Source organism: Quisquiliibacterium sp. (assembly GCF_982640115.1).
Map to the genome: position 1 here is coordinate 1 of NZ_CEXFHW010000159.1, position 9016 is coordinate 9016.

9 protein-coding genes are annotated in these 9016 nt (G+C 70.8%); 2 read left to right on the plus strand and 7 right to left on the minus strand.

All coding sequences use genetic code 11. The features are described 5' to 3' along the window. From AC2H6A_RS15295 to AC2H6A_RS15315, 5 genes are all read right to left on the minus strand, one after another. On the minus strand, window positions 1-968 hold a 968-nt coding region (locus AC2H6A_RS15295; protein WP_484274523.1), incomplete at its 3' end, for an acyl-CoA dehydrogenase family protein. A 33-nt stretch (window positions 969-1001) separates the two neighbouring features. After that, window positions 1002-1373, minus strand: coding sequence for an EthD domain-containing protein (locus AC2H6A_RS15300; RefSeq protein WP_484274524.1), 372 nt, complete (start codon window positions 1371-1373; stop codon window positions 1002-1004). A 149-nt stretch (window positions 1374-1522) separates the two neighbouring features. Beyond that, complete coding sequence (locus AC2H6A_RS15305) at window positions 1523-2434, minus strand: class I SAM-dependent methyltransferase (protein WP_484274525.1); 912 nt, start codon at window positions 2432-2434, stop codon at window positions 1523-1525. Continuing rightward, the gene (locus tag AC2H6A_RS15310) at window positions 2431-3729 is read right to left on the minus strand and encodes a glycosyltransferase family 4 protein (protein WP_484274526.1); all 1299 of its coding nucleotides are present in this window, start codon (window positions 3727-3729) and stop codon (window positions 2431-2433) included. The genes AC2H6A_RS15305 and AC2H6A_RS15310 overlap by 4 nt, the downstream gene beginning before the upstream one ends. 109 nt (window positions 3730-3838) lie before the next feature. After that, complete coding sequence (locus AC2H6A_RS15315) at window positions 3839-4363, minus strand: hypothetical protein (RefSeq protein ID WP_484274527.1); 525 nt, start codon at window positions 4361-4363, stop codon at window positions 3839-3841. Window positions 4364-4623: 260 nt separating this feature from the next. On the opposite strand from AC2H6A_RS15315, the gene AC2H6A_RS15320 reads away from it, so the two are divergent. Further along, window positions 4624-5067, plus strand: coding sequence for a CBS domain-containing protein (locus AC2H6A_RS15320; RefSeq protein ID WP_484274528.1), 444 nt, complete (start codon window positions 4624-4626; stop codon window positions 5065-5067). A gap of 14 nt (window positions 5068-5081) precedes the next feature. Here the strand turns inward: AC2H6A_RS15320 and AC2H6A_RS15325 are convergent, their stop codons facing one another. After that, window positions 5082-5885 (minus strand): enoyl-CoA hydratase/isomerase family protein, encoded by an 804-nt coding sequence (locus AC2H6A_RS15325; protein WP_484274529.1) that lies wholly within the window; start codon window positions 5883-5885, stop codon window positions 5082-5084. 141 nt (window positions 5886-6026) lie between these two features. Between AC2H6A_RS15325 and AC2H6A_RS15330 the strand changes: the two genes are divergently transcribed. Beyond that, window positions 6027-7163, plus strand: coding sequence for an NAD(P)H-dependent flavin oxidoreductase (locus AC2H6A_RS15330; RefSeq protein WP_484274531.1), 1137 nt, complete (start codon window positions 6027-6029; stop codon window positions 7161-7163). 18 nt (window positions 7164-7181) lie between these two features. Here AC2H6A_RS15330 and AC2H6A_RS15335 read toward each other — a convergent pair. Continuing rightward, a partial coding sequence (locus AC2H6A_RS15335) for a translocation/assembly module TamB domain-containing protein (RefSeq protein WP_484274532.1) occupies window positions 7182-9016 on the minus strand: 1835 nt, incomplete at its 5' end.

Below are 9016 nucleotides of genomic sequence, written 5' to 3' on the forward strand. Positions count from 1 at the left end.
GTGGCCAGTTCGACCAGCGGGAACTGGATGGCCTGGTTCTCTGCGAGCGCCTTGCCGAAGGGCTTGCGCTCGCGGGCGTAGCGCACGCTCTCGTTCACGCAGTAGGTGGCCGCGCCCAGCGAGCTGGCCGCCTGACGGATGCGGTTCTCATGCACGAAGTGCTGGGCGATCGCCAGACCGCGGCCCATCTGGCCGAGCACCACGGTCTCGGGCACCCAGACATGGGTGAAGCTCACCCGCGGGTGGTCGGTGGGCATGTTGAAGGTCCAGAGATACTCCTCGATCTTCACGCCGGGGGTGTCGGCCGGCACCAGGAAGCAGGTGATGCCGGTGGCATCGCCGTCGTTGCCGCTGGTGCGCGCGAACACCGCGCAATGGGAGGCCACATGCATGCCGGTGGTCCACATCTTCTCGCCGTCGATGCGCCAGCCGGCCACGCCGTTGCGGGTCTCGGGCACCGCGCGGGTCTCCATGTGCGTGGCATCGGAGCCGTGGTTCGGCTCGGTCAGGCCGAAGGTGATGCGGCGGGTGCCGTCGAGCGTGCCCGAGATGAACTCGGCCTGCTGGGCCGGCGTGCCGAAGTCGCGGAAGATCAGCACGAAGGGGTAGTTGGCAACGATGGAGTGCTCGTTCTGCAGGTCGTTGTGCAGGCCCAGCCCCTTGGCGGCGAAGTGCTCGCGGATGACCGCCATCCAGAAGTTGCTGCCGTCACGTCCGCCGTACTCGGCGGGCAGGGCAAAGCGCAGGTACCCCGCGCGATCGGCGCGACGCTTGGCCTCCTTGAGCAGGTCTTCCCACTCGTGGCGCGGCAGACCGCCGTTGTCGAAGTCGGTGCGCGCCCATTCCCGGCGGTGGTCGAAGAAGCGCTCGTTGTCGTCCTGCGCCTGCAAGGGCTTGATCTCGCGATCGATGAAGGCATCGAGCTCGGCGAGATAGTCGACAAGATCTTGCGGAAGGTTGAAATCCATGAGGTCTCCAGGTGGATGGCCGCGTCCGGACAGTCAGGACGACGGCAGGATGGGATGCTCCTGCGCGAAGAAGATCGGGGAGCGGGAAAGATCGATGAACTGGCGCTCGTCCTCGAGCAGGATGCGGCCGGCCTCACGGGCCTGCGGGCCGCGCGCGGCGAGGCACTGCTCGAGGCTGTCGAACCAGAGCTCGGCCACGCCGTCATAACCGCCGGGCGAGCCGCGCGCACCGGCCAGCCCGGCGGCCGCCGAGTCATCGAGGGCGTGGCTCTGCACATAGCGGCGGATGCCGAGCGCGGGTGCGTGGCTGGCCACGAGCGGCGCGTGCACATCGCGCCAGCGGGTCTGGAACTGCTCGCGGGTGAGATGCGGCAGACGGTGCAGGCAGAAGACGATCTTGATCATGATGACGCGGCATTTTCCGCCAGGCGCCGGCGCCGGGCCAGCCGGGCGGCGAGCCGGCAGTCCGATACCTGCCGGAATGCCGCGGCGCGGGCGGCCTGCGCGGCCTGCCGGCCGGCCGCCGAACCGATGGCGTGCGCTGGCTGCCGGCGCTAGACCCGCTCCAGCCAGATGCTGCCGCCGGGGTTGCGCAGGCACAGCGGCATGCGCTCGCGGAAGAAGTCTGCGTGGAAGTGCTCCATGAAGGTGTTCATCAGCACCACACGCCAGGCCTGGTTGTACTGAAGGAAGGCCCTCAGCAGGTAGAGCTCGTTCCAGGCCCGACCGCCGAACACCCACTCGCGCGGGTACTCGAAGGGGTGGAACACATCATGGACATGCACATGCACGCCCGGCGCGAGCACCGGCAACACCTCGAAGAACAGCCGGTTCACATCGCTGCCGGTGCGCGCCACATGGGTGGAGTCGATGAACAGCACGTCGCCGCGCTGCAGCTGCGCGAACACCGCCAGATCGACATCCTGCAGGCGTTGCCGCAGCAGGGTGATGCGCTCGCGATCGCCGGGCCGCAGCAGCGATTCCAGCAGCGCCGGATAGGGCTCGATGCAGGTCAGCTCGAGCTGCCCGTCGAGAAAGCGATCGCGGGTGTCGAGCACCACGCAGGTGGAGTGGCCGCTGCCGACCTCGACGAGACGCTGCGGCCGCAGGTGGCGCAGCATGCAGTAGAGCAGGATGGCATCCGAGTACGAGTACGCCGGGTTGTCGAAGCGATAGCGGTTGCCCGGCACCGCCTCGTGGGTGAAGGGCATCTCGGCGTAGAAGCCCGCAAAGCTCTCGAGCAGGGCGAGCTGAGCCGACTCGCGCAGGTCGATGCCCGGGATCTCGCGCGGCATCGGCCCGAAAAGGCGGGCCTCGTCGCGACGCAGTTCGGCCTGCGAAGGGATTGGCGAGTAGAAGTGTCCGGCCGGCACGAAGCCGGCGTCCCGGATCAGACGATCGCGTTCATCGATGAGCTCGCGCACCGGCGGCAGCCGGCGCGCCACGGACTTCAGCCAGTGCTTCATCGCGCGCCTGCCGACGCCGCCGTGGCGAGCGGGTCCGATGCCGCGGCCTGCGCCGTGGGGCCGCCGGCGGCCATCTGGTCGATCCAGGCGAGCTGGCGGGGCAGGCACACCCGCTGAAGATCATAGGTCTCGCACGCGAATGCCCTCGCCTGTGCACCCAGACGCCGGCGCTGGTCGGGGTCGTCCAGCAGGCCGCAGACCTCGTCGACCAGGGCAGCGCCGTCGAAGAAATCGACCAGCCGGCCGGTGTCGCCATGACGGATCGCCTCGCGCAGCGGCTCGGTGTCGCTCGCGACGATCGCACAGCCCACGCTCATGGCCTCGAGCAGGCTCCAGGAGAGCACGAACGGATAGGTGAGATAGACATGCACCGTGGACAGCTGCAGCAGCGCCACGAAGTGGCCGTAGGGCAGGTTGCCCAGGAAGTGCACCCGCGACCAGTCGGCCTCGGTGATGCGCGGCCTGACCTCGGCCACGAGCAGGTCCTTCCAGCTGCCGCCGCCGCTCGGGCGGGCGCCGTAGCTCACCTCGTTGCCGCCGACGATCATCACCCGGGCCCGCGGCCGGCGCCGCAGCAGTTCGGGCAGCGCACGCATGAACACGTGATAGCCGCGATAAGGCTCGAGGTTGCGGTTGACGAAGGTGATCACCTCGTCGCGGCGGGTGAGCGGCGCGGGGCCGCTCACGGTGAGGCTCACGCCGGGCGCGGGTGCGAGCGCGGCGGTATCGATGCCGTCATGGATGACCTCGATGCGGTGCCGGAAGGGCTCCGGGAAGGTGCTGGCCTGCCACCGGGTGGGCGAGATCCCGCCGTCGGCCGCCTGCATGTGCAGCGTGCTGTTCAGGTTCTTCAGTCGCAGGCGGCCGGGGTCTCCGGCATCGGGTCGGGAGAACTCCGGATCGAAGCCGACATCGGCGCCCTGCGCCTGGTAGTGAAACTCGCAGTAGATACCCATGCGCGCCCGCGGCCAGGCGTCCTTCAGGAACAGGCCCTCGCCCCAGCCGGGATGGGCCACGATCAGGTCGGGCTCGAAGCCCTCGGCCTTGAGCGCGAGCGCTGCCCGGAAGCAGGCCTCGCCCCGGATGGTCTTGGTCTCGAAGTCGGTGAGCCAGGGATGCACCCCGGTGCCGGCCCGGCGTGCGATCGGATAGCGCACCAGCCGCACGCCCTGCCACAGGTCGCCCTCGCCCTGACGCAGCGTGAGGGCGACCACCCGATGACCGGCGGCGGCCAGCGCGGGGGCGAGGTGCTTGAACTGGGCGGGGAAGTTCTGGTGAACGAAGAGGATGTTCATGCGGGCACCATGATGCCGCAGACCGCAGGCACGAGGATTGCGCGCGGCCAATGCAGGGCTGGGGCGCCGACCCGCCGCGCCCTCGGGGCTCGAGGGCCCGGGCGCAGGCTCAGCGGTCGACGGCCCGGTCGATGGCCTTGGCGCGCAGGCTGGCTTCCTCGTTGGCCGCTCGGGCGCGGACCAGCGGATTGCCGTTGGCCGGCGCGTTCCCGGCACCGGGCGCCACGCCAGCGCCGCCCGGTTGCCCGGGCTCTGCGGCGGCTTGCGCCGCCGGCGCCGCCATGGGCATGGCTGGCACCACGCTCACCTGGGCATTGGCCATGGCCTTCTCGGTGCTGCCGCTCGGACAGGCACCGGCGGTGTAGAGCACGGATTCGCCACGGACGCACTTGCGCAGACCGCCGGGCGCGTCAGCGCCCCCGGCGGCGCTCTGGGTTGCCCCAGGGCGCGCCCCCGACACCGTGGCGGCGCCCGATCCGGTGCCGCCCGGGAGGACCGCTCCGGCCTGATCGCCGGCCTCGCCGACCAGCGCGCGTGCCTGGGCCAGCCAGCCAGACACCGGCGGAACATCACGCTGCACCCAGGCACCGACCCCGGCAGCGATCATCAGCAAGAGCAGAAACTTCGGGAGCATCGGCCAACCCCTTCGGACAAGGACCCTGCGGTCCAGTGTAGCCGGCGCGCCGGCGGAGCCTCACCGTGACACGGGGCCGCGGCGCCGGAGGGCGTCCGCATCCGGATCGGCGGCGCCCGGCTTGGCCCACAGGCGCGATCAGGTATTGCGCATCGGGCAGACACCCGGAATTAGTCTAGGACAAACACTGGACAATAACGCCAGCCCGGGTCTACCATCGACCGGTCGTCAGCCTCCCATCCGCCCACCGAAAGCCGCCCATGTCCACTGTGAAAGCCTGTCTCGCCCAGAAATCCGCCCGAGTCTTCTCGCTCGAGACCACCGCCACGGTGGTGCAGGCCCTGCAGATGATGCGCGAGCAGCGCATCCGCTCGGTGCTGGTGATCGAGGGCGGCGCGCTCAAGGGCATCGTCACCCAGGGCGATTGCGCGATCAAGGTGCTGCTGCCCGGCCGTGATGCCCGCACCGTCACGCTGGACGAGATCATGAGCCGCAACCCCCAGACCGTGAATCTGGCCGCGACCCTCGATCAGTGCATGAAGATGATGATGGCGCGCAGCATCCGCCACCTGCCGGTGCAGGACGGCAGCACGGTGGTGGGCATGGTGTCGATCGGCGACATCGTGAAGGACATCATGCAGCAGCAGGGCGACCACATCCGCTACCTCGAGACCTACATCAAGGGCCACGCGGTCGAGTATTGATGCGTCGGCCGACATCAGCCCTTCACTGACGGGAACAGCGGCGCGCGCTTCTCGCGCACCGCCGCCACCCCCTCGGCTGCATCCTCACCGAGGAAGCAGAGCATCTCCATCGCCAGCGAGCTGTCGAAGATCGGCCGGGCCATGTCGAGCCAGCCGTTGAGCGAGCGCTTGGTCAGCCGGATGGCCTGCTGACTGCCGGTTCCGAGCTTGTTGGCCACCTCCATGGCCTTGGCCATCAGGTCGGCGCGCGGCACGCACAGGCTCACCAGACCGATGCGCTCGGCCTCGCGGCCGTTGATGAAGTCGGCGGTGAGCAGGTAGTACTTGGCCTTGGCCATGCCGCACAGCAGCGGCCAGCAGATCGCGGCATGATCGCCGGCAGCCACGCCGAGCCGCACATGCCCGTCGGTGATCCGCGCCTCCTCGGCCATGATGCTGATGTCGGCGAGCAGGGCCACCGCCAGCCCCGCCCCCACGGCCACGCCGTTGATCGCCGAGATGATCGGCTTGTCGCAGGCCATCATGGTGTGGACGATCTCGCCAGCTTCCTTCATGACCATGGCCACCCGGTCCGGGTTGCCGACCATGCCGGCGATCCACTCCAGGTCGCCGCCCGCCGAGAAGGCGCGATCGCCCGCGCCGGTGACCACCGCCACCCGCACCGCCGGATCGGCATCGATCACGCCCCAGATGCGGGTGAGCTCCCAGTGCAGACGGGCATTGGTGGCATTCATGTGCTCGGCGCGGTCGAGGGTGATCAGCAGCACGCCATTGGGCCGGGTCTCGAAACGCAGGAATTCGAAGTCTTCGTATCGCATGGAGGTCGCTTTCAGGCTGGGGCGCGCGCGCGCCGGAATGCGCGCCCGGCCGCCGGCGGCGGGCGCAGCGGCATACTCTAAACGAGCCGTTTCGCGGCTGTCGCCGGCCACGGGGGCCCGGCCATCACCAGGAGATCGATCATGAATTCCAGTCTGTGCCGCCGACTCGGCATCCGGTTTCCGCTGTTCGCGTTCAGCCACTGCCGCGATGTCATCGCCGAGGTCAGCCGCGCGGGCGGCTTCGGCGTGCTGGGCATCGTCGGTCACACCCCGGAGAGCGTGAAGATCGAGCTCGACTGGCTCGACGCGCGGGTTGGCGACGCACCCTACGGCGTTGACCTGCTGGTGCCCGGCAAGCTCGACGCCAAGGAGGGCGGACTCAGCCCGGCCGAGATCGAGGCGCGCATCCCGCCCGAGCACCGGCGCCATGTCGAACGCATCCTGCGCGATCACGGCATCGACACCGCCGGCCTGTGGGACGCCGGCATCGACGCCAACTATGGCGACAACCTGCGCGAGAGCGGGGCGCGCGCGGTGCTCGAGGAGGCGCTGCGCCACGAGCGGGTGCGGCTGGTGGTCAATGCCCTGGGTGTGCCGCCGCCCTTCATGATGGCCATGGCCCGCGAACGCGGCGTGATGGTGGGCGCGCTCACCGGCGCGCGCGAGCATGCGATCAAGCATGCGCAGGCCGGCGTCGACCTGCTGGTGGCCGCAGGCGGCGAGGCCGGCGGCCACTGCGGCGATGTCGCCACCATGGTGCTGGTGCCCGAGGTGATCGAGGCGGTGAAGCCCTGGCCGGGCACCTTCGTGCTGGGCGCGGGCGGCATCGTCACCGGCCGGCAGATGGCGGCCTGCATGGCGATGGGCGCCGACGGGGTGTGGTGTGGCTCGGTGTGGCTGACCACCCGCGAGGCCGAGACCAACCCGGTGGTCAAGCAGAAGATGCTGCAGGCCGATTCGCGCCAGACCGTGCGCTCGCGCAGCCGCACCGGCAAGTACACCCGCCAGCTGCGCTCGCCCTGGACCGATGCCTGGCAGGGGCCCGGCGCGCCCGATCCGCTGCCCATGCCGCTGCAGGGCCTGGTGAGCGAGCCGGCGCTGGCGCGCATCGACAAGCTCTCGCAGGCCGGTGACCCCGGGGCGCAGGCGCTGGCCACCTACTGGGTCGGGCAGGGCGTGGGGCTGATGAACCAGCCGCTGGGCGCGCGCCAGGTGGTGCAGGACTTCATGGAGGACTTCGCCAGCGCCTGCGAACGGCTGGCCGCCTTCGGCGAGTGAGGCTGGCGCGGCGCCCGCTCAGTCGAAGGACAGCCGCCAGAGCAGATCGACCGCCGATTCGCTGCCTGTCTGGGCACGCACCGCCAGCCGGTTGGTGAGGTCGAGCTGGATGCGCAGCAGGTTCCAGACCCCGCGCAAGCCCTGCTCGTAGGTGATCACCAGCCTCGAGCTCAGGCGCTTGCCGATCGCCACCACATTCTGGCCCGCCGACCCGGGCGCGACCGTGGCGCTGCCGCCGACCTGACCGGGCACCGCACCGCCGCTCTGGAAGCCCGACAGGGTGGAGGCGGCGGTGAAGCTGTCGAGCGCCCCCGAACCGCGGATGGTCAGCACATCCAGGCCGAGCGCGCTGGCCAGACCACCGTCGTTCTGGCCGAACAGCTTGGCCGCCGCGGCCTGCAGGGCTGCGGTCTGGGCGCCGGTCTGGGCTCCGTCGGGCGCGGTGCCGAGCACCAGCCAGCTCAGCTTGTCGGCGTCACTCATCTCCGGCCGCGAGAAGAGCCGGATCTGCGGGGTGCGCACGGTGCCGGTGAGCGTGACGCCCACCTCCAGCGGCAGGTTCGGGCGCACCGCAGCCAGATCGAGCGCCGGGTTGTCGATGGCCCCGTTGAACACCACCCGGCCGCGGGAGATCTCGAGCTTCTGGCCCTGGTAGCTGTACGAGCCATCGCGCACCCGCACGGTGCCGAAGGCGCGCGGATCCTCGGGCAGGGTGCCGCGCAGGATCAGGGCACCGGTGAGCCGGGCGTCCACGCCGCTGCCGCGAACCCGCAGCTTCTCGCCGAGGTCGATGGCAAGGTCGGCATGGAGTCTGAGGCCCGGCTCTGCCGCGGTGGCGCCTGGCCGCCCGCCTCGGCCGTTGCCGGCCGGTGAGCCCATGGCCGGCGAGGCAGCGACCCCGGACGACGCGGACGAAACGATCACCAGATCGTCGGGCAGCGTGGGCGCATCGCCGCCACGCAGCTCGATCAGCCCCTCGTCGGCGCGCAGCCGCCCCTTGAGCTCGAAGCGGCCCGCCTGGCTGATCACATCCGCCTCACCCGACACCACCACCCGTTGCCCGGGGCCGAAGGGCACCGGTGCGCCCTGAGCGCGCAGGGTGAAGCGGCCGCTGCGGTCACTGGCGCGCAGTTCGCCAGCGAGGTCGATCGCGCCGGCAGCGAGCGCGCCGGGATCACGCGATGCCGGCGCCGGCGCCGATGCCGGCGCGGATGCTGGCGCCGATGCCGCTGCCGATGCCGGCGCGCGCTGCGCGGCGTCGATCGCGGCCTGGCCGGAATACAGACGCAGGCTGTCCAGACGCAGACGGTCGCCATCGAAACGGGCCTGCAGCCGCCCTGCTCCGAGCCGCCAGCCCATCGAGCGCTGCTCAAGCCGCAGCGCCTCGCCACGGACATCGCCGGTCAGACGCGGTGCACTGAGGGTGCCGGCAAGCCGGCCGTCGAGCATCAGGCGGCCATCGAGCGACCACTCCGGCCCGATCCAGCGGTTGACCACGGCGAGGGTGGGCAGGGCCATCTGCAGCGTGCCCTGCAGGGCGCCCTCGCGCAGGGTGATCGCGGCATCGCCTGCGCCCTGGATCCCGCGCGGCGGGCGCACCCGCAGGCCCAGGCTGCCGCTGAGGTCCTGACGCCCGGTGCCGGCGAGATCGGCGTCGAGCTCGAGGGCGATCTCGTCCAGGTCGACTCCCGGGGGGGCAGCAGGCCGCTCCAGGCCGAGCGCTTCAGCCACCCGGGCCACGCCGCGCAGCCGGGCTTCGCCCGCCCCGGCCCAGCGCCCCTGCGCAAGGCCGAGCTGGCGCAGGCTCAGCGTGCCGGCATCACTGTCGATGCGCGCCGCACCCACCTGCAGGG